The 19,541-nt window shown below is 45.8% G+C and carries 17 protein-coding genes; 2 read left to right on the top strand and 15 right to left on the bottom strand.

Features of this window, described 5'->3' with window-relative positions:
• Positions 1 to 47: 47 nt before the first annotated feature.
• The 13 genes from CAL7507_RS18090 to CAL7507_RS18030 form a co-directional block, all read right to left on the bottom strand.
• A complete protein-coding gene (locus CAL7507_RS18090) occupies positions 48 to 581 on the bottom strand; it encodes a phage baseplate assembly protein V (protein ID WP_015129932.1) in 534 nt (177 codons plus the stop codon).
• On the bottom strand, positions 578 to 1,705 hold the full coding sequence (locus CAL7507_RS18085) for a hypothetical protein (protein WP_015129931.1): 1,128 nt from the start codon (positions 1,703 to 1,705) through the stop codon (positions 578 to 580). The genes CAL7507_RS18090 and CAL7507_RS18085 overlap by 4 nt, the downstream gene beginning before the upstream one ends.
• On the bottom strand, positions 1,698 to 2,060 hold the full coding sequence (locus tag CAL7507_RS18080) for a LysM peptidoglycan-binding domain-containing protein (protein ID WP_015129930.1): 363 nt from the start codon (positions 2,058 to 2,060) through the stop codon (positions 1,698 to 1,700). The genes CAL7507_RS18085 and CAL7507_RS18080 overlap by 8 nt, the downstream gene beginning before the upstream one ends.
• Complete coding sequence (locus CAL7507_RS18075; protein WP_015129929.1) at positions 2,057 to 2,716, bottom strand: hypothetical protein; 660 nt, start codon at positions 2,714 to 2,716, stop codon at positions 2,057 to 2,059. The genes CAL7507_RS18080 and CAL7507_RS18075 overlap by 4 nt, the downstream gene beginning before the upstream one ends.
• A 1,417-nt stretch (positions 2,717 to 4,133) precedes the next feature.
• Entirely contained in the window at positions 4,134 to 5,579 is a 1,446-nt protein-coding gene (locus CAL7507_RS30175) for a DUF4157 domain-containing protein (RefSeq protein WP_201447850.1), read from the bottom strand.
• Positions 5,579 to 7,237, bottom strand: coding sequence for a DUF4157 domain-containing protein (locus CAL7507_RS30170; RefSeq protein WP_015129926.1), 1,659 nt, complete (start codon positions 7,235 to 7,237; stop codon positions 5,579 to 5,581). The genes CAL7507_RS30175 and CAL7507_RS30170 overlap by 1 nt, the downstream gene beginning before the upstream one ends.
• Positions 7,234 to 7,491, bottom strand: coding sequence for a hypothetical protein (locus tag CAL7507_RS18060; RefSeq protein ID WP_015129925.1), 258 nt, complete (start codon positions 7,489 to 7,491; stop codon positions 7,234 to 7,236). The genes CAL7507_RS30170 and CAL7507_RS18060 overlap by 4 nt, the downstream gene beginning before the upstream one ends.
• Entirely contained in the window at positions 7,488 to 9,566 is a 2,079-nt protein-coding gene (locus CAL7507_RS18055) for an ATP-binding protein (RefSeq protein WP_015129924.1), read from the bottom strand. The genes CAL7507_RS18060 and CAL7507_RS18055 overlap by 4 nt, the downstream gene beginning before the upstream one ends.
• Positions 9,563 to 10,897 carry a DUF4255 domain-containing protein gene (locus tag CAL7507_RS18050; RefSeq protein WP_015129923.1) on the bottom strand — a complete coding sequence of 445 codons (1,335 nt, stop codon included), beginning with the start codon at positions 10,895 to 10,897 and terminating at the stop codon, positions 9,563 to 9,565. The genes CAL7507_RS18055 and CAL7507_RS18050 overlap by 4 nt, the downstream gene beginning before the upstream one ends.
• Positions 10,894 to 11,700, bottom strand: a complete 807-nt coding sequence (locus CAL7507_RS18045) for a hypothetical protein (protein WP_015129922.1) — start codon at positions 11,698 to 11,700, stop codon at positions 10,894 to 10,896. The genes CAL7507_RS18050 and CAL7507_RS18045 overlap by 4 nt, the downstream gene beginning before the upstream one ends.
• Positions 11,697 to 12,410: a hypothetical protein gene (locus CAL7507_RS18040; RefSeq protein WP_015129921.1), complete on the bottom strand. Its 714-nt coding sequence runs from the start codon at positions 12,408 to 12,410 to the stop codon at positions 11,697 to 11,699. Before CAL7507_RS18040 ends, CAL7507_RS18045 begins: the two co-directional genes overlap by 4 nt.
• A 63-nt stretch (positions 12,411 to 12,473) precedes the next feature.
• A complete protein-coding gene (locus tag CAL7507_RS18035; RefSeq protein ID WP_015129920.1) occupies positions 12,474 to 13,001 on the bottom strand; it encodes a phage tail protein in 528 nt (175 codons plus the stop codon).
• A gap of 14 nt (positions 13,002 to 13,015) precedes the next feature.
• Entirely contained in the window at positions 13,016 to 14,626 is a 1,611-nt protein-coding gene (locus CAL7507_RS18030; protein ID WP_015129919.1) for a phage tail sheath subtilisin-like domain-containing protein, read from the bottom strand.
• 657 nt (positions 14,627 to 15,283) lie between these two features.
• Between CAL7507_RS18030 and CAL7507_RS18020 the strand changes: the two genes are divergently transcribed.
• Together CAL7507_RS18020 and CAL7507_RS18015 are read left to right on the top strand one after the other, a co-directional pair.
• Positions 15,284 to 17,011, top strand: coding sequence for an AarF/ABC1/UbiB kinase family protein (locus CAL7507_RS18020; protein WP_015129918.1), 1,728 nt, complete (start codon positions 15,284 to 15,286; stop codon positions 17,009 to 17,011).
• A gap of 117 nt (positions 17,012 to 17,128) precedes the next feature.
• The gene (locus CAL7507_RS18015; RefSeq protein WP_015129917.1) at positions 17,129 to 17,503 is read left to right on the top strand and encodes a hypothetical protein; all 375 of its coding nucleotides are present in this window, start codon (positions 17,129 to 17,131) and stop codon (positions 17,501 to 17,503) included.
• Positions 17,504 to 17,665: 162 nt separating this feature from the next.
• Here CAL7507_RS18015 and CAL7507_RS18010 read toward each other — a convergent pair whose 3' ends face one another.
• On the bottom strand, positions 17,666 to 18,595 hold the full coding sequence (locus CAL7507_RS18010) for an Npun_R2821/Npun_R2822 family protein (protein WP_015129916.1): 930 nt from the start codon (positions 18,593 to 18,595) through the stop codon (positions 17,666 to 17,668).
• A 58-nt stretch (positions 18,596 to 18,653) separates the two neighbouring features.
• On the bottom strand, positions 18,654 to 19,526 hold the full coding sequence (locus CAL7507_RS18005; RefSeq protein ID WP_015129915.1) for a hypothetical protein: 873 nt from the start codon (positions 19,524 to 19,526) through the stop codon (positions 18,654 to 18,656).
• Positions 19,527 to 19,541 lie beyond the last annotated feature (15 nt).

The following is a 19,541-nucleotide window of genomic DNA, read 5'->3' as shown; positions in this document are numbered from 1 at the left end:
CAGTTATCAGTTATCAGTTATCAGTTATCAGTTATCAGTTATCAGTTTTAAGTAATTGTTAGTGCCCCGTTGTTGATTGTGATTGTGGGACCAATCAAAGTTAGAGATGCACCTTTACCGTTCTGAATGTAGATGCCGGTGTCGTTGACGATGATTGTGGCTCCAGTTAGGCTTTTGAGCATAATCCCGCCTGTGGGACCTGGTAAATCACTGATCACGAGGCTATTTTGTCCGGCTGTTTGTAAAACGATGTTTGGGGAAACAGGCAAACCCGCATGAGCCAATGGCGGCACATTTGCAGGTTGATCCCAGCGACACCCTACCCAAATCGGCTTTTCTGGATCTCCATGCTCAAACTCCACCCACACCCCTGCACCAATTGGTGGCACCAGGTAAACTCCCATTGGTGGGCCTGTGGGACCGGCAAGGGGCACGCAGGGTTCCGCCCAACTGGAAGGAACAAGGCCCAAAACATCGGGAACGATGATCAGCAATCTACCCCGCAGTTCCGGGTCAATATTTTGCACTACCGTGCCGCGATATTTGCCGTAGAAATTCTTCATGGTGCCTGTTGCATTCATGGAAGTACTCTTGGTGTCAGGGAAATTAACCCATCACGAGACAGGTTGAAGTTTTGCTTGTATTCGCCACGTTTGATGGAATGAGTGACGCTGTTGACGTAGTAAAGCCCGTCGTAGGTGATGCCCGCACCACGGACGCCTACAAGTTGGCGCGATCGCAAAATCCGACCATAACGCAGCACATCCAGGGAGCCAGAACTGCTGATGGCATCGGCAGCTGCAAAGCTAATCCCAAGGGCGCGTTTTGCCGCCGCCATCGGACTCAGATTAGCGAAATCTGAGGGGAACTCCACTTTGGCTGGTGGTGTCAGACGCGCTCCTAAAGGGGGGCGCAGCACACTAATATTAGGTATGGGAATTGGTATCGGCACTCTGCCAGTCACGGGGTCAAAAACCGTGATCACAAACACCTTTTTTGCTAACCCATCCAGACTTATACTCAAGGATTCGACGTTGGTTTCGGCGTCCATATTGACATTTAAGGCTGGCTGGGGCACAGGGATACGCACATCTGGGCCAAAGTAGGCGATACTCGTGGCGGGTGCTGGCCCTGGCTCAACATAAAATACATAGCCACAATCACTTGCTAGTCGGCGGATGTACTGTAAATCAGTCCCGGTGTGTGTGGGAATTGTGTCGGTTGGACTAGGTATGTCCATAATGATTGGTGGAATCACCACAGGTACAATCCCAAATACCAAATATTTTGTCAGAATCAAATTAATCCGGGCAACGTCAGGCATGGCAGGATAGCGCATAAATGGCATTTCTACCAAATCCATCAAGATGCTCAAGTCTTCACCAGTTACAGTCAATGTGGATTGACCAGGTTCGCTACTTGGTGAGAGTTCCTGGCGGGTAATTACCCCATCCATCAACACGTTGGGCAGACCACCCAATGTCACCACAATAATGATGCGGGTGACTATTGGGTCAAAATAGCCAGCGGGTAGCATGGTTGTGAGTAAAGGCGATCGCTTGCTGACTGTAAAGGTTAATTGAAAGCCGCTACGGTCTGTGGAACTATTAACTTGCACGCTAGTAAGGGCATCAATGACTGACTGCGGTGCTGGTATCGGCACCGCAGGTCCAATCATCAATGTGAGATTAATCCCTTTAAGCATTTGGCATTCCTGGTATACCTTCTGGAAGCGTGATTCTTAGTCGGCGACCAATTGTCTGAGTTAATTCATCTGGATGCATTGCGCCATTGGCATCTGCAACCCGCCAAAATTGCTCAGGATCACCAAGATATTGGGCAGTAATGTTATCTAGGCGATCGCCCTCTGTCACCGTATGTTCTTGTAATAATGCAAACCGTTCTGGGGAAGGTACGAAGCGACGGCGGAGATAGACAATTTTTTTCCCTGTCGCGGTCGAGAATTCGGCTGTGTCTAAACCGTAGTACCGACTAGTAATGGGGAAAAGTGCTGCTTTGAGAGAACCAGGTTGGGGAATTCCCGACATCGGATCAATCATGTAATACCTCCAATACCAAGGGCGCCAAATGTACCTTGCTGACTTTTTTGCACCAGTAATTCTTTCTGGCGGTGATAGACCATAAATAAATTGCCACCTTGATGGTCAAATCCCAGGTCATTAGTGTTCAAGACACGCATCCCCAGGCTGACCTTAGCGCGAATCGGATTTAACGCCGTGTCAAAGGCTTCTTCAGTTACACTAAACTCTGTCAGACGGACTGGCAGAATCCGGGTTTTGCTCCAGACAAATAGGGTGAGGGCAGTTTCCATTGGGGCAATTTCCAGGGTTCCGGATTTTGCCTGAGTGTTATTGTTTTGGATTTGACTGCTAGCTGGATAAATTAGCGTTTCCAGGGCTGCTAACTGCGGGTAGATACCTAGTTGTGCCGTTGTCGAATTTTGATTGGGAAACTCTAATTGGTCGGTGGCATCGATTTCTGCCTCTAACTTGATGGTCTCTACTGGTGGGCCCTTCAAGCGGAGAGCTTCCAAGCGATCGCCACTTTCTCCCCCTACCCCCTGCACTTGTAATGTCCGGCTGAGGCTATCGGGATTGTATTGCAGGGTGATAATCCGTTGCACAGCAGAGGTATTAGCATCAATTAACACAATTCCGCCTTTTAGTAGCCGAGGTGAACCAGGAAAGGTACTCATGGCTGGGGGCTTTGTAAATTACTACTTTATGGTTTTTAGTTGAGGAAGCAACGGACTAGTACCGCAAGGCGGAAGTCAAAAGTCAAAAGTCAAAAGTCAAAAGAATTGTATTCTGGGCTTTTGCGCCATTTGAAATGGTATGTTCATTTACGCCGCGCTGTACTAGTGGTTTGTCAATTTTGTTTTGAGGGGTTTTTGGTAGTGCGGGCCGAAAAGCCCGCGTGAGCTAGACGCTCACACTACAGTCCCTCATTTCAACCCTGACAGACTACTAGTGCAACTTCCTCGCTTTTGTATCAAAGATATCAGACTTAATCGCCATCTGATTGTCCTGCTATGACCGAGAAAATACTTATTTATTACTGATTTTGTTCACATTCGTAACATTAGTTAAATTGAGTTCATATATTTCAAAGAGCAGATAATCAATAGACCTGTCTTGAAAGAGTCATTTGTCATTTGCATAATGATGAAACTTGTTTTATGGGGACTGCCTTAAAAATAGGGTTGGGGGAACAGGAACTAGGAACTGGGGCATTGGGCAAAGGTAGCGGTCTCCTTCGCAACAGAAGCGGTTTCCCTTGTAACAGAAGCGGTCTCCTTCGCAACAGAAGCGGTCTCCCTCGTAACGAAAGCAGTCTCCCTCGTAACGGAAGCGGTCTCCCTCGCAACGGAAGCAGTCTCCCTCGTAACGGAAGCAGTCTCCCTCGTGATGGTTGATTTGTTATACCAATTTAAAAAAAGAATGTTGCAAATACCTTGTAGATACAAGGGGCGGGGTCTCCCCGCCCGGATCAACCATCAATCTGTCACCAACTCTATTTAAATTGGTATTACCACGCAGGTTTATCTAATACCAATTCAAATAATGTTTGCGACACATGGATTGTCACAAAGGGCGGGGAGACCCATACGTGTCAACTTAAGCTACAGATGGTTTATTTGTTGGCTGACTGACCCACCTGGGAATGAATTCCAAGGCTAATAGTTCAAGTCTACTGAAGTAGACTCAAAATTTTGAGGGATTTAGTCATCTTCAGATGACTTTTGCTATTAGACTGGGAATTCATTCCCAGTCGGGCTATGAGTTTCGCGTTAAGTTGACACCAATGGGGGAGACCCCGCCCCTACAGATTAATCTGTCGCATTTTTTTGGCAAATTGGTATAAGTTAATGATAATTCCCGTATCTGTGCAAAAACTGCGAAATCTTTTTCTCCCTGCACCCTTACAGTCTTAACGATAAGTCTTTCACCGGACATGATATGAATCCCTCAAAACCAAAAAGTTTTGAAGGATGAACGTCTTTTAAGTCGGAGATGAAAACCGTTTGAAGGGCTTGATCTCTCAGTGATACTCAGTATCAAGCAAGAGCAACAGAGATGGCATTAATAGCTGCTTTCCGCGTCAGAGGAGTGTCAAAGAGGCCACCTCAAGTCAAATGCTGCCCATCGGGGATTTTGTAATTCTGTGTTAAAAGCTGTTTTCTCTGCTGGAGTCCAAGAAGCCGCAACAAAGTTGAAGGTATCGATGACAAACGCATCAACATCAGCACAATTGCACTTGCAGCGCAGAGCCTTGAGGGCGCCGCTAATGCTTTCGCTGGGGTTGGTAATGACTGTTTGAAACCAGTTATTGAGACGTACCCGTGCTGGATCTGTTGCACTTGCTCCAGCGGGTATAGCTCTGAAGGCGATAGGAAACTCACTCATCATTGCATTTAGTTCACTTAATTCAAACTCAACAGTTGCCCGACTGCAAGTCACGCCAGGGGGAGTTGCTCGTGCAGTTGAGTCGAAAATTACATGTTGAACCTCGTGTGTAAGAATTTGTAATGTCTGAACCCGCCAGTCTTCTCGTGAAATACCACCAATTGTGGGGTCTGTAGTGGTATTAAAAGCCAATGCCTGCTGATTTAAGCTGCCATGTACGAAGGTGCAGGGTTTGGTTGCTCCTGTAATTGGTGGTACTAACTCGTCACAGGGCATGGTCAAAGCTCCTGTTCCTGGAGACAAGTCCTGATCGATAAAAATACCATGAATATTGCTGAGGAGTCCTGGCGATTGTCCGTTCAAAAAAATCTCTAGCTGACGAGCATGACCACCATGACCAGAGGCACGGGCACGAGCGGGTGCCATCCTGCCACGTCTAGCACGGCTACGGGCTTCGATGTTTTCCTCTCTTTGCCCAAACTGCTCGGCTGAACCTCCTATGGGAGCAGCACAAGCAGCAGCAGATAAACAAGCTCTTTGCAACCAATTAGTTGCTGTTGTCGTTCTACTTGTAGGTGGTTGTGTCAATTCACCGCCTACCACCCACTTAGCGAAGTTGTCTGCCTCTCGCTCGCTGCTGTCGTCTGGTTTGCCAACTCTTAATTTGGGACTTAGTTGGTTGACTTGGGATTGCTGCTGGATGACATGTGTTAATTCATGAGCCAACAACTCACGCCCTGACAGGGTTTGAGGTGCATACTGGTGAGGGGCAAATACGATATTTTTCCCTTGGGTATATGCCAAAGCATTCACTGCCTGGGTTGATTCTGCTGCTTTGGTATTCGTATGCACCCGCACTTGACTAAAGTCATGCTGAAACCGAGATTCCATGAAGCTGCGAGTTTCTCGGTCGAGGGGTTGACCAGGCGATCGCAATACTTCATGTACAATCGGTGGTGCTTCAGATGGGGCTGATTGGTCTGCTAAACGTCGCTGGAGTAACCGTTTTTTGTCACACTCATTACACCCGCCTGTTTTCTGTTGTCCGCAAGCAGCACATTGACGTTGTAGCAGTCTTGTATTGATGGGGGTAAAGGATGGGGTAATTTTGTTTTGGGAAGGCGATCGCGTACTCATAATCTGCTCTGACACTATGGAATTGTGACGGCGGGTAATTCATTTTGCACAGCCGTTTCCCACCGTGCCTGTGCAGCCGCATTACACCCATGATTAGTTTGATGATCATACTGTGTAGTTTGTTGGGCAGATTTGGTTCTCACGGCTGTTAGTATTGTCTGCGCTTTAGCTCCACCCAGTATGGCATTTGTACCTTTACGGGCTAAAACACAGGCAATATCAAAATGGGTTTGTTCATGCTGGAGTAGGCGCACTGATTCCAGTTTGGCAATGCGATCGCACTCTGTCCCAATTAAACTAGTACATTCTGCCCGTGAAGTCGCTTGTACTGATGGGTTGCTCGTTATGGAAGCTGGACAAGCAGCTGAGGGACTGGAACTAAGTCGCCAAAAACCTCCGGTGCGCCCAGATGCTGCTTCTTGATCAAAGAACTGTTCACATCGGCTAATTTTTGTACCACACGTTGATACAGCCCGATTTGTTGGATCAGAAAACTGCGGTTTTACCCATGAATTAGATGGTTCAAATATTGCCTGTGTAACTTGCTGTGCTTGCACATTCACCAAATCGTGATGAAAGTGAGTTTCCGCACTAAAGGTAGACTGGGGAGGCTGGGCTGTGAAGTCTGCCCAAGTTAACTTTCTGGAGGGGCTACAACTTGCAGCAAGTGCTGAGGTAATTTTTACTACAGCCTGGATTGGCGGACTGATGTCTACTATGCCAGGGATCTGGAAAAAAGCTCGCTGTATTAAGCTTGATGGCGCTACACTACCTCTTACGCGTTCCGTGGGTGTCGCAGACTGGGAAGTATCTTGATTATTTGACTCTGTAGTTGCTGTTATGGGCAAGGCATTTTCCTGTTGCACAATGTGTGTCAACTCATGCGCTAAGAGCTTTTGCCCGGCTGTGGTTTCTGGTGCATACTGCCCTGTGCCAAATACAATATGTTGTCTGGTTGTAAATGCTTGAGCATTCAGTTGATGGGCAATTTTATTGGCATGAGCATCAGTATGAATTTGTACTTGGTTGAAATTGTAACCAAAACGCGGTTCAAAAAAGTTACGTACAGAAGTTGGTAATGGCTGACCTGATCCATCGAGCGCATGGAGATAATCTGTTAATCCAGACTCTGATTTGGGAAGATGTGCGGAATTTTCTTGCCGTTGTACTAAGTTTTCCTGATCTTCGTCATTCAGAGCAGAAATGGAAAGTCTGTGCAGGGTTTGTGGAACAGCTGACCCTAATCTCTGAATGGGCAATATTTTTCTGGGTAAATCTGTTTCTGTTTCTCGTCTGAGGGAACTTTTGGGCGTCCTTGTCACTGCTTCTGCCACTAGATTGGCTTCCCGTTCATATCTGTCCTCTGGGGAGCTGATAGTCAACTGGGGTTGAATGATGTGTGACTTGCTCGTTAAAACTGGGATGCGGCTGAAATCTTGCCCTGATAATTTCGAGGAATTAGAAAAGGTTTGCGATCGCTCCACCTCAGCCGATTTGGTATAACTAGCAGCCAGGCGTTGTAGAGTTAGCCCCTGTTTCTTGCATTTCTCACACTCTCCACCTGCAATAGTATGCTGCCCGCAGGACTGACACTGACGCTGTAAAATCCCACTCTGTGAAAGCGGCGATGTCGTCGGTGTTTGCTGTGTCTGTATCCCCACCTGCCTACTCATGACCCAATCCCCCGATATACAGCTTGGGCAATCTGCTGCCCCATCACCGTATAATTACTATGAGATGGTAATTGCATACTACTAACTGAGATGCTAGGTACTGCCCCCCCACCCATCAAGCTGGGCGCTAAACCGTTTGCTGCCAGCAGTCGCCCCAATTCTGCCTCCACCGCTGCCTGTAATACAGGACGCTGTGCCTGAGGAATTGATACACCATCTAAAATCAAGCGCTCAATGTTCACATTGATATTCATGCTGTCACCCCCGTCGGTTCACAAAAGCGAAAGTCTATCTCGTTGATTGGTCGATCCAATTTCCGAAACTCTGTCCGCGCCGCTTGCAGCACTAAGGACATGGTGACGGGTGTCTCTTGTTGGGCTGCGAGAAATGCTGCATTTAAGGCGATGTTATGAATACTACCCCCGGTCAGATTGAGTCTAGCTAAACGGCTAAAGTCCAGGATCTCTGTGGGCATTTCTGGCGGAAATGCTCTTTGCCACATCTTCTGACGGTCAGCGGGTGTGGGGAAGGTAAAGGTGACGATGAAGCGCAGGCGGCGGACAAAGGCATGATCTAGGGCATTTCTCATATTGGTTGCCAAAATCGCTAGCCCCCGAAAGGCTTCGATCCGCTGCAGTAGATAGTTAATTTCTATGTTGGCGTAGCGGTCATGGGAATCTTTTACTTCACTCCGCTTGCCAAATAAGGCATCAGCTTCATCAAAAAATAATATCGCGCCGCCATCTTCGGCCGCATCAAATAGCCGTCGCAGATTCTTCTCTGTTTCCCCAATGTATTTACTCACGACTGCAGATAGATCAATTTTGTATAGATTTAGACGTAAGTCATTAGCAATTACCTCAGCCGCCATTGTCTTCCCTGTGCCACTTTCCCCGGCAAATAGGGCGCTGATTCCCAATCCCCGGTTCATGCGATTTTGGAAGCCCCAATCTTGGTAAACTTTGTGACGCTGCCGCACTTGGTCGGCAATTTGGTGCAGCAGACTAGTCTCCTCTTCTGGTAGCACGATGTTGTCCCAGGTGGCTTTGGGATCTAGGCGTTGAGCCAAAATATCTAATTGAGGACGGTTAGTTGCTAAACAAGTTGACCAAAGTTGTTCATGGAAATCTGCTTGGTGGCTGAAGGGTTTGGTCAACACTGTCTGAGCAATCTGTTGAATGCTCAAAGGATTGAGGTTAAACTGGCTGGCTAGTTGAGCAGGACTTTCTGCAGCGCGATCGCCCAGCATTGTTTCCCAGAGTTGCTGTTGTTCTGTTGGGGTGGGTTTATCAACATCTACTAAAATTGTGGGGCGACTAAAATTAGACCGATTTTCGCGGCTACTGAGAAATAGCAAGCCATGACTCCGGGAAAGGAACCTGTGCAAGGGTGGAACCTGTGTTTCGGCAATTTCCTGGGCATCCACGTAAAGAGCAATGGGTAGCAACAGGCTTTCTCGCTCCCACAGACGAGCAAAGGTTTCTAATTCCGTCGCCTGAGATGGCAATAGTTCTACTGATAGGCTGTAGAGAAATAAACTCAGATTGATAGCCGCTTGCTGTGCTACTAGTTCTTTGCTAGGGGAGTCTGTACCCAACAGTTGAATTATGGGCGATCGCTGTTGATCTTGTCTCAGATATTGGGTAATTTCTTCAACTTTTGTCTGTTGCGATTGTGGTAATTTATACTCTAAACCCCCTGCATCCAAGGACACAAGCAAGGGTGTCAAGCGGTCATCTAAATAATTTAGCCCTTTGAGGTAGTTGACTATCCGCTCATCTGCCCGCAAGGGACTGGTGGTGAGGGGTTGGGTACTTGGTTGATTGATTTCAATGAGCCGCCAATACCGCAAGGGGCGTTCTGGTGAAAGTATGTCCCAAGCTGGTTGATCGAAGATGGTTAGGGCTAGGGCAAAGGTAGGGTAAGACTGATTGGGATTGTCCTGAGCTAGGGCACAGAGTCCAGCTATGCGTGTATCTAATTCTATAGCCGCGCATAACAGCAATACTTTCTGCTCAAAGGGCGAAAGCCCCAGCCGTTGCCGCAAAATCACCATCGCGGGCGGTGGTTGTAAGGCTTCAGCATCGGCGACTTCTGCTGTAGCTTTCGATATTTGTTCTTCAGTAATTACATCAGGTGAGCCGGGCGGGAGAGCAGGCAAGTGAGAACGCCCAAGAAAGGGTCGCTTGGATGCTAGCGGTGTGGGATGGGGGGAGGTTTTCCCCGCTTCTAATCGCTGTACTTGTCGCTGGAGGCACAGACGCAGCCATGCTAAGGCCTTAGTCAGGTATTCTTCGTTATTTTTCTGCCAAGACTCTAGGTTGTTCATGGTATGCTCAATCCCTGTTCGGCGATAAAGGTCAGTGGCAAGACGAGGGGTGTGACTGAATAGTCAATAACTAGACTATCTACCCCATCTACCCGCAAACGAGGTCGCACCTGATAGATACCCGCCGCTATGTCACCCAGTTCAAATTGCAAGGTGTTGGTTGGTGTGGGGTGGGATTTGGCAGTTAATTCGCGATCGCTAACTGTGAATGCTGCATCCTGTCCATTCAACACTAAGAACGCCTTTTGACTGGGCAATATCTGGGAATTACTAGTAACTGTCAAAATGACATTATTGGGTTTGTTGGGGTCGCTGTTGTCTCTGACGGCGGCGATCGCTTCTATTTTGGCTGCTAATGCTAAGGGCAATCCATTGCTGGTGCTGTCTGTTACTACAGCAACTGTGTAAAATCCCGGTGGCCACTTGTCTGGCTGTCCTGTGGGAATTGTTAAATTGATTTCGCTGGGTGTGCGATTGGCAACTGGGATGTTAATCTGGTTGGGCGTTAGTAGTTGGGGATGGCTAAAGATGACCTGGACACTCACACCATCCAGGTTGTAGCCAATTAAGGTGAGGCCATCTCCCAAATTAGCTACAGGTTTTTGGAGTAAATATTTTTGATAACCTGGCAGATTCAACCTCGCTGCTTCGATGGCGGTGAAGTTGATGGCTGTGAGTGTGGGGAATGGGGGAATTGTATTCGCCTGGGTAGTCACACCTTGGTCATCAGCACCCCGCGCCAGTACCGGTAATGGGGCTTTTGTGGGACGGGTGCTTTCAATTAACACCACAGCAACTTCGTAGGCGGTGGAAATGCGATATTGGGTTTGAAAAGTCGTCCACAATTTTGACAGTTCATCTAAACTGAGGGATTGGGGCGTAATCCGCACTTTTTCGATTTGGTCGTATAAGTCATATTTATCGACATCGGCTGCGGGTAAAGCTGCTTTAATATCCCCAGATTTGAGAATGGGATAGTCATGCAGCACACTCATCGCCTCCCCCAGTAAGCGATGACTAATGGGTTCGGGAAAGTCATCATTCTGGGCGTAGGCTGTTAATAAGTAATAGAGGTTCAGGGCTAAGGGTGGCTGTGCTGTTTCTCCCGGCTTTACCTGGGAGGGCAGATCCTGATTTCTCCAAGCAGCATTTTCTTTGGTTTGATAGAGAAACAGATTTACCTGATTACCATCGCCATTGGTATTACTACGTGCTCTATCTAGGGGTTTAGTGGTGACAGTCACACTCCCAAAACCATTGGTGTCAAAGCGCTGTTGCAGCAGAGAACGCAAGGTACTGGTGACAGCGGCGATCGCTAGTGAGTTACTCATTTGCCACCTCCCCGTTGACGCAGGTATTCATCTAGTCCCATCACAGCCGCTGTCGGATGCGATCGCGTTGATGGTTCTTTGGTTGGAGGTGTGGCGCGAATTTCAATGCGTCCAATCGTTACCTGAATTACTGGTGCTGGTTGTGATGTTGTCGTTGGTGGCAAAGATGCTGTCACGATTGACTTAATTGCAGGCGTTACTTGCCCTGGTATGACTACAGTTGTTGTGGGGGACGCCAAATTTTTTCTAGTTTCAGTATCGGGTGACACTGGTGTTATTTGTGGAGCGATCGCTGTCGGTTGTTCAGAATTGCTGTTTGAGATTTTGGGACTGACAGGCGTCAATGGTTCCCCAGGGGTGATAATTCGCTCATTTATCGTCTGCTGATTGATAATTTGCTGAATCACCCTAGGTTCTGGTGCAGTTTGTCTCTGTGGTTCAGTACGGACGACTACAGGCGGGAATCGCTCACCAATGAAGGATGGTGGTTGAGCAGAAGGATACTCAGTGGCGGGGATCAAATCTGCTCTGGGAGATGGAACTGAGAGAGTCGGATGAGGGAGGTGAAGAGGCGGTTTCTCTGCTGACGGTTCCCAATCAACCGCTTGCTTTTGCCTTGGCGACTTTCTCACCTCGATTTCTTCTGGTTGAGCATTAATCGTGAGTTGCTCCTGTTCTCCCACTTGTCCAGACACCACACCACTCAACCCTGGTATCGGCTCAAACAGGGATGGTAATCGCGGTTGCAGGACATCCACCGGATTGATACTCCTAGCTACCAAATTGCTGAGATAGTTACTCATTTGCCTACCATCTCCAAATACAACTGTCGTCGATAGGGACTCATCGCCAAAATATCTGCCTCCCGCCAACCATAAGCAGTAGCGAGGATATGCACCGAACGGATAGTCCGCACTGCCCAAGCCTGAATCTCGCTCCAAAAAAAAGCAACGATATCGAAAGTAGATAGCCACTGATGACTGCACGCAGGACAAACGAGGTTAAGCTGTAGATCTGCTTGGGGGTCAGCCTGAGCCATCTTTGCTACCACGGCATTGACTACATCAGTTGGTAGTTGCTGGGTAGACTGGACTTTCCCCTGATGATATACACCTAGCAAACAGCGTTCCAGCAAAGTTATAGAATCGCTTACTGTCATGAGATCCAAGCTATTGGGTAATCGTAACTCAATCTCATAGTCAGCAAAATTTACTATCAACTTTTCTGTTAACTGAGTTGGGGTAGCAACGCGAATATCTGCAACACTAAATGTGAGTTCCAGATTTTCACCACATTCGGGACAAGTTGCCAAACTCTGGATTTGTGTACCAAAAGTCCACTCCCGCAAAGTCAGCAATAAAGCATCCCGTTGACCAATACTCAGTTCTGCTAGTTGCTGAGGAGGGGTTTCTGGACAGGCAGATGTTAGCAGTGTTAACGCCCTTTGTATAGGCGACTGCATTAATCCTTGCTCCCAAACTCTCAATAATTCCTCAGCGGATAATGGACGCATCTTCAAGCTACCGATTTTTTTTAGTGTCTTTGTGGTTCAAAACAAAGACACTAGGACACAAAGTTAAAAACTCTCTTCTTTTGGTTCTTTTACTTCTTCGTCTCGTTCCCAGCCTTCATTTTCTAGCTTGATATGTTGAATGGCGATCGCATTGGCATTGGCGTCTAAGTCGGGCAAAGCCTGATATTCTGAAACCCAGCAGCGATAAATTTTGTAAGATATCGCTTTTTGCCCGGCTTCGTTAAACACATCGATAATGATGTCTTTACGAAAATTTGCCAGGGATACTTCCTGAGTCCGCTGATCGGCTCCGGCTTGGGCATTTTTAAAGTTCCACACTCTACTAGCCCACTGCTCAAACTCTAGGTCATGGGTGACGCCTCGTTCTAGCATGATCGCCTCATACTCGGTGCGTCCTGGAGATTTGCGGGAACTGCTGGGATCTCCACCTTCACGGTGTTTCACCACTTCGGTTGTCCGCTTGAGAGAGCCAACTTTGCTCACCCCTGCAACATATTTGCCATCCCACTTGACCCGAAATTTGAAGTTTTTATAAGGGTCAAATCGCAAGGGATTAACCGTAAACTCCATAATTTTTATTCTCCTTAGGTTGCGATTGAACCAGCAATCTGCTGAATCTTGAGAATCACAAATTCAGCGGGCTTCAGTGGTGCAAAGCCGACGACAATGTTGACAATCCCCAGGTTGATGTCGTTCTGGGTCGTGGTTTCACTGCTGCACTTGACAAAGTAGGCTTCTTGTGGAGTCTTACCTTGAAAAGCCCCTTGGCGGAAAAGATTGTTCATGAAAGCACCAATATTCAACCGAATTTGTGACCAGAGTGGCTCATCATTCGGCTCAAATACTACCCATTGCGTACCCCGATACAGGCTTTCTTCAATATAAAGAGCCAGTCGCCTTACAGGGATATATTTCCATTCTGAGGCTAGGCGATCGTCTCCTTGTAGGGTGCGTGAACCCCACACCACTCGACCAACCCCAGGAAAGGCCCGCAAACTGTTAATTCCCAAGGGGTTCAGTTCCCCATTTTCCTGATTCGTCAGTGGTACACTCAGCTGGGGCACACCCACGAGGGTTGTTTCTAAACCTGCGGGAGCTTTCCAAATACCACGCTGGGCATCTGTGCGGGCAAATATCCCGGCAACTACACCACCAGCACCAAATTCTTCTACTTGGTTGCTGCGTAATGGGTTGGGAACCAATAGTGTCGGGAAGAATACTGCTACGTGGTTGCTCTTTGTTGGTAAGCCGTTCACCCAAGTTTTGATGCTGTCTTTACTACTATTGGGGGGCGAATCAATAATCAAAAAGGCGCGATGGTTTTCACAAAACTTGGCGGCATCAGCAATCAAGTTGGTGTCAACACCTGTATCTTTATAAAATGGAATATACAGTAAGTTGAAGATGTCAGCTTTTAGTAGAGCGTACAGCCCTTTTTTATTGGCTTCTGCTCCAACAGGGACGAAGTTATCGGCGTAAGTTAGATTGATCCCATCTGAGGCTGGCGTTGTCACTTTTGAGGAATTAGCATCAGACCAAGGGTCACTTCCCGCCGCAGGAGTAGGGCTGGCAGTAGGAATTGTAGTTCCAGGAAATGTTCCTGTGGCTCTTACCAACTGTGAACTATTTTTCAGAACATTATCAACTCGGCGAGAGCTATTTTTCACAGTCAGATTACGAAACTGCTCAGTAATGCCCCCCGCCCCTGTATCTCGCACGGTCAGGTTAAACAGGTCGTTGTGGGTCAGGTCGGCACCAAACTGTTTAGCTGCATTGTCATCGGGGTTAACGTCATAGTCAATGCGGGCACGCAAGTTACTGCCCCAGGCTCCTTTGTAGGCAGCTACTAAATTTAAGCTACCAACAGTCAATGTTGCTTGCGCGGGTGGGGCTGGCACTGCCGGAGTGGCTTCGGGCTTTCCGGGGTCTGGGTTATAGAGCCGGACAATGATTGCCTGACTGCCGCCATTGGCATAAAAGTCCCGGACGGCGTAACCCAAATTACTTTTGACCCACAACCCACCAAAAATGCGCTCAAAATCCCCGTAGTTATTGATGATCACCGGTTCATCGTCGGGACCCCGGAGCGCACTACCTATAAACGCTGTAATAGATGTGGCTACACCTGTGATGGTACGTACACCGCTGGGAATTTCTTCAATGTACACACCTGGATAAGTTGGTGTAATTGGCATAGATTAATATTCTCCACTGCAATTTTTAGACATAGCAGATGAGAGTCAACCCCTGGGGGAAATTCAAAATTAGTCTGGGAAAGTTCTAAATCCCAGAAAGCCTGGGGTCAGACTTTCGGCAAAATTCAAAATCTCTATTGATCAATTCAGGGTGTTGAAATATTGTGCGCTTAATTCAGTATTAGCTGTTATTACAGGTAGCAAATTTCCTCAGCATTCTGAGAAGTTGTGGATAGCCAAACCTGATGAATTACGTATTTTTTATCACACTAAGGTTGATCAAAGCAGAAGTTACAGAACCGGAGACAACTTTGTCACAAATGTTACTATTTTTTTAAAAAACATTATACCTTCATCAACTGTAGTAATACTGTTTCAGGTTGTTGCTGATGGTAGATATAGATACTCAGTTTCTGTATCTGCTGCAAATCCTGGGCAAGGGAGAAACTTTGTAGTTTTATAAAGTATAATTAAGAAAAAGATAGATAAATCTGAGTAGTAATGTAGGCTTATATCGCCGCAAACACTACCCGGAAATGGGTAAAGTTTAATTGTTTTTTATAAAAACTATCGGTATCTTGCACTGGCAAGTAGCTTGCAAGTCAGGAAACGAACAAAAAAAGAGTAAATTTCCCAGTTGAAGAGGCAAATAAAGGCGTGGGTCAGTATCAACCTGCTCTACTCAGGCGCTATAATCCAGACGCGATCGCTCGTTACTATCGTTACCGTCCCTGGCTCGCTTGGGGGCGTTTAATTAGAATTATCTGGTCTTTTGCCGGATTTATTCTGAATCTCAAGTTTGATGAATGGCAAGATCAAATTGAGCAGAACAAGAAGAAACGCGCCACTCAGTTGCGAGAACTGCTCACTCGCCTTGGCCCCACTTTTATCAAGGTTGGTCAATCCCTATCCACTAGACCTGACCTCATCCACAAAAGCTTTTTGGAAGAACTGGTGAAACTGCAAGACCAGTTACCAGCTTTCGACAATGGACTCGCCTACCAAATCATTGAAACTGAACTTGCGCGTCCAGTTCAGGAGATGTTCAGTGAACTGTCACCAACTCCTGTAGCCGCCGCCAGCTTGGGACAAGTCTATCGCGGTCGTTTGATCAGTGGCGAAGAGGTAGCCGTGAAGGTACAACGCCCCAACTTACGCCCAATCCTTACACGCGACCTGTATCTGCTGCGTTGGGGCGCAAGTTGGCTTGCGCCCTGGCTACCCCTCAATCTCGGTCACGACCTCACCTTGATTGTGGATGAGTTTGGGACAAAGTTATTTGAAGAAATTGACTACATCAATGAGGGTCGGAACGCCGAACAATTTGCTCACAACTTCCGCAATGACCCCCGCGTGAAAGTTCCCAGTATTTACTGGCGTTATACCAATAGCCGGGTTTTAACCCTGGAATGGATTAATGGCTTTAAGCTCACAGACACTCAAAGCATCCGTGCTGCAGGTTTAGACCCAGAAGAAATCATCAAAGTTGGTGTCACATCAGGCTTACAGCAGCTATTGGAACACGGTTTCTTCCACGCTGACCCCCATCCAGGTAACTTGTTTGCTATGCCTGATGGACGGATGGCCTACATTGATTTTGGCATGATGGATCAGCTAGAAGAAACCACCAAAGAAACGCTGGTGGATGCGTTGGTGCATGTCGTGAACAAGGACTACAGCGATTTAGCTGCTGATTTTGTCAAATTAGGGTTTCTGACTCCAGACATCAATATTTGCCCAATTGTCCCAGCATTAGAGGCGGTGTTGGGAAACGCCATTGGCAAAAACGTCGGGGATTTTAACTTTAAAACTATTACCGACGAATTTTCGGAACTGATGTATGAATATCCTTTCCGAGTTCCAGCAAAGTTTGCTTTGATTATTCGTTCGCTAGTCACCCAAGAGGGTATTGCTCTGAGCCTCAACCCAGATTTTAAAATTGTTGAGGTGGGTTATCCGTATATAGCACGGCGGTTGCTGACCGGGGAATCTACGGAACTACGGCGACGGTTACTGAATGTGTTGTTTAAGGATGGTAAATTCCAATGGCAACGCTTAGAAAACTTGATTGCGATCGCTCGCACTGATCATAACTTTGATGTCTTACCTACAGCGCAGCTCGGTTTGCAATTCCTGTTATCGGAAGAGGGCAAATTTCTCCGTCAACAGTTGGTACTGGCGGTAACCGCAGATGACCGTCTCCACACAGCAGAAGTCCAAAGCTTGTGGAACCTGGTTAAAGATGACTTACAGCCGAATCGTTTGTTAAATGTAGCGATCGCCATGTTAACAGATTTATCCAGGGAAGGCGCAGCAGCTATCTTACCAAAAGCTACATCCTTTATTCCTTTTGGCAGTAACCAGTCACAAAATAACAAATTTTGATGCATTCTACCCTTTATTCAGTTATCAGTTAACAACACAAAAACTGTGATAACTGATAACTGACACTTCGACTACGCTCAGTACAAGTAACTGTTAACTGATTTATCTGGAGTTTTCATGTACTATTTTCCTGAACAACCGCCATACTTACTATTGTTAATTGGTTTTCTCATAGCGCTAACTTCTGGTTTCGCACTATCCGGCACAATAAAAGTAATTGTGCAAAAATGGCAACCAAGTAGTGATGAAAATCCTCAAACTAATTCTTCGTGGAGAACACTGTTTGTTCCCTTTCTCGGAATCACAGGTGGTATTTGTCTATTTCTCTGCTCAGGTTTAGAAATATTTGGCTTTCCGTACTTACTGGCTTTAGGAGTTGGTCTACCTATTGGTCTTCTTACTTGCTTGCTAGTTTGGTATCAATTAGGCAGTATGCTAGATTTTGTTAAAACTAGAGGTATGAAGTCTCTAGATTTAGATTCCTTTTCTTAAATTACCGAAGAAGAATACATGCGTCAGTCGCCAGAATCCAGCACTTAACTTCAACACAGATTCAGTGACCACATGGATTACGTACGAGTAGATGTCTCATAATGGACAGTGGATAGTGAACAACTCTCCACTGTATTCTGAATTATGTCTTCTGGCTCCTTCTTATTTAGTTTTCAGTTGTCGCAATTGACTTTTCAGATTTTCTACCATATGCTGCCACTGATTTTTAGTTTCAGGTGTCGGTATAGTACTCGGTGGTAGTGATGGATTAAGACGGCGGTAATGTTCCCAGATTTCCCAATAGGGACAACCCGGTTGAATACGAATACCTGCCCAGTGGAGATATTGCAGAGGTTGATTGATTTTAGAATCAAATAGTATATCGCCTTGGGATTGAAAATGAGGAGTACCCGCCCAATTTCCCGGTGCTTTACCCTCTCTACGAACGATGTTAAAACGGCTCTTAATCCGCTTCAACAGCATATAATTAATAATTGGTTGGTCGGAAGTCTTTTCAGAAAAATCAAAATATTCTGGATGGGCTGCACATTCGCTAAAGATTTCATATAAATCTTGTTCTGAGATGAGGCTTTTCTTTGACCCCCAAAAACCCCCATTAAAAATGTCTTTAACTTCTGTATTAGTAAATACTTTATCTTCTAAAACTTTGGGGCTAAAGACATTTTTTATCCCACCAGAATGTTGATAATCACAGCAGATGAAATCATACTTATTTAAGTAGTTAAGATTATCAACTATTTTTTCAAAGACTACAATATCAGTATCGATGTAAAGAAACTCATCAAATGGGCCAAACCAACAAGCTTGTTTGCGAAATTGATTAGGACGGGCAAAAAACTTACCACCAAAGGTTTCGTGTAATTTATGAGAAAGACGGTCAATAAAGTCTAAATCTTCATAGGTTTGGACTCCGTAATATGTGTTGAGTATATCTGCGATGCGATGATAGTTTTCATCATACGGAATCATGATGATTGGTGTTTCTGTATCATGCAATCGAATACTATTGAGTAAAGCGATCGCATGATCGATCACTTTGTCATTAGCAATAATATAAATTCCCCGATTCATTTAGTCTCCCTCGATTAATTTAGTCATCCTAACTTACTTAAAATTCGTCTTTACTACTTCATTTACCTTCAGGTAAAATATCCAATATTCGAGAGTAATACCAATGATTACGCTCACGATTTTCATCAAGACTTTCTGGGTAAGATTTACAGTTTTGGAGAAAATTCTGCCAATCATTAACCTTACAAGAAAATTTGTTTTTATATTGCAACTCAAACAACGTTTTCTTGAATATTGAAAAGTTGATTCTTGGCTGTATCCACTTTTGTACAGGAAAAATACCAGGAAGATGCTTAAACGTATAAAACTTACTGCTAAATGGGAAAGATAGAACTTTTCTACCAAGCAGCGTTCCCCAGTAGGCTCCGTGGTAAGAACTTGTTAATATTGTTTCACCTGAACCTAGAAAATCTAAGATTTCCTCAATATCTTGATTGTCGTTAGTCATTGTAGGAAAACCATCAATTTTTATCTGGAACTTTTTGTGTGAAAAGACAACAAATTCATGTTTTATATTTCTTTTCTTATCAAATGCTGTGTGCATACAACTAGCACAAGGCACCCAGTTATCCCGATAATTAATATCTCGAATACCAACTAAGTCAAAACCTTTAGTATATTGAGAATAGTCAAAGCTGTGAATATCATCAAGCTTATAGCTACCGTATATTTGCTGACCAATTCCCCAAGCAATCAGCTTCGTCTGTTGTTTAGCCTCAATGAGTTTTGAAAAATTATCCAAAAAGCGAGAGAATATTAACCCACCTCCACCAACAATAATATGTTTACCTTTTATATCCTCTTCCTTAATGGTTCGGATATCAGCTCGCTCTACACTATATCCTGGAAAATCAAAGTACAGTGTGGGAGCAGAAAATAAGTCGCCGATATTTGTCGGATCATTGACATGATAATTGATAATTGATTTCATTAATTTAATTTCTCA

This window comes from Calothrix sp. PCC 7507, from assembly GCF_000316575.1.
Classification (GTDB): domain Bacteria; phylum Cyanobacteriota; class Cyanobacteriia; order Cyanobacteriales; family Nostocaceae; genus Fortiea.
This window is presented reverse-complemented; position numbering and strand designations above follow the sequence as displayed.

Bases quoted from the DNA above. Each gene is read 5' to 3' on its own strand.
- CAL7507_RS18055 (WP_015129924.1), bottom strand. From the start codon at position 9,566: ATGAACAACCTAGAGTCTTGGCAGAAAAATAACGAAGAATACCTGACT.
- CAL7507_RS18045 (WP_015129922.1), bottom strand. From the start codon at position 11,700: ATGAGTAACTATCTCAGCAATTTGGTAGCTAGGAGTATCAATCCGGTG.
- CAL7507_RS18060 (WP_015129925.1), bottom strand. From the start codon at position 7,491: ATGAATATCAATGTGAACATTGAGCGCTTGATTTTAGATGGTGTATCA.
- CAL7507_RS18090 (WP_015129932.1), bottom strand. From the start codon at position 581: ATGAATGCAACAGGCACCATGAAGAATTTCTACGGCAAATATCGCGGC.
- CAL7507_RS18030 (WP_015129919.1), bottom strand. From the start codon at position 14,626: ATGCCAATTACACCAACTTATCCAGGTGTGTACATTGAAGAAATTCCC.
- CAL7507_RS30170 (WP_015129926.1), bottom strand. From the start codon at position 7,237: ATGAGTAGGCAGGTGGGGATACAGACACAGCAAACACCGACGACATCG.
- CAL7507_RS18075 (WP_015129929.1), bottom strand. From the start codon at position 2,716: ATGAGTACCTTTCCTGGTTCACCTCGGCTACTAAAAGGCGGAATTGTG.
- CAL7507_RS18050 (WP_015129923.1), bottom strand. From the start codon at position 10,897: ATGAGTAACTCACTAGCGATCGCCGCTGTCACCAGTACCTTGCGTTCT.
- CAL7507_RS18035 (WP_015129920.1), bottom strand. From the start codon at position 13,001: ATGGAGTTTACGGTTAATCCCTTGCGATTTGACCCTTATAAAAACTTC.
- CAL7507_RS18010 (WP_015129916.1), bottom strand. From the start codon at position 18,595: ATGAATCGGGGAATTTATATTATTGCTAATGACAAAGTGATCGATCAT.
- CAL7507_RS18080 (WP_015129930.1), bottom strand. From the start codon at position 2,060: ATGATTGATCCGATGTCGGGAATTCCCCAACCTGGTTCTCTCAAAGCA.
- CAL7507_RS18040 (WP_015129921.1), bottom strand. From the start codon at position 12,410: ATGCGTCCATTATCCGCTGAGGAATTATTGAGAGTTTGGGAGCAAGGA.
- CAL7507_RS18085 (WP_015129931.1), bottom strand. From the start codon at position 1,705: ATGCTTAAAGGGATTAATCTCACATTGATGATTGGACCTGCGGTGCCG.
- CAL7507_RS18015 (WP_015129917.1), top strand. From the start codon at position 17,129: ATGTACTATTTTCCTGAACAACCGCCATACTTACTATTGTTAATTGGT.
- CAL7507_RS18005 (WP_015129915.1), bottom strand. From the start codon at position 19,526: ATGAAATCAATTATCAATTATCATGTCAATGATCCGACAAATATCGGC.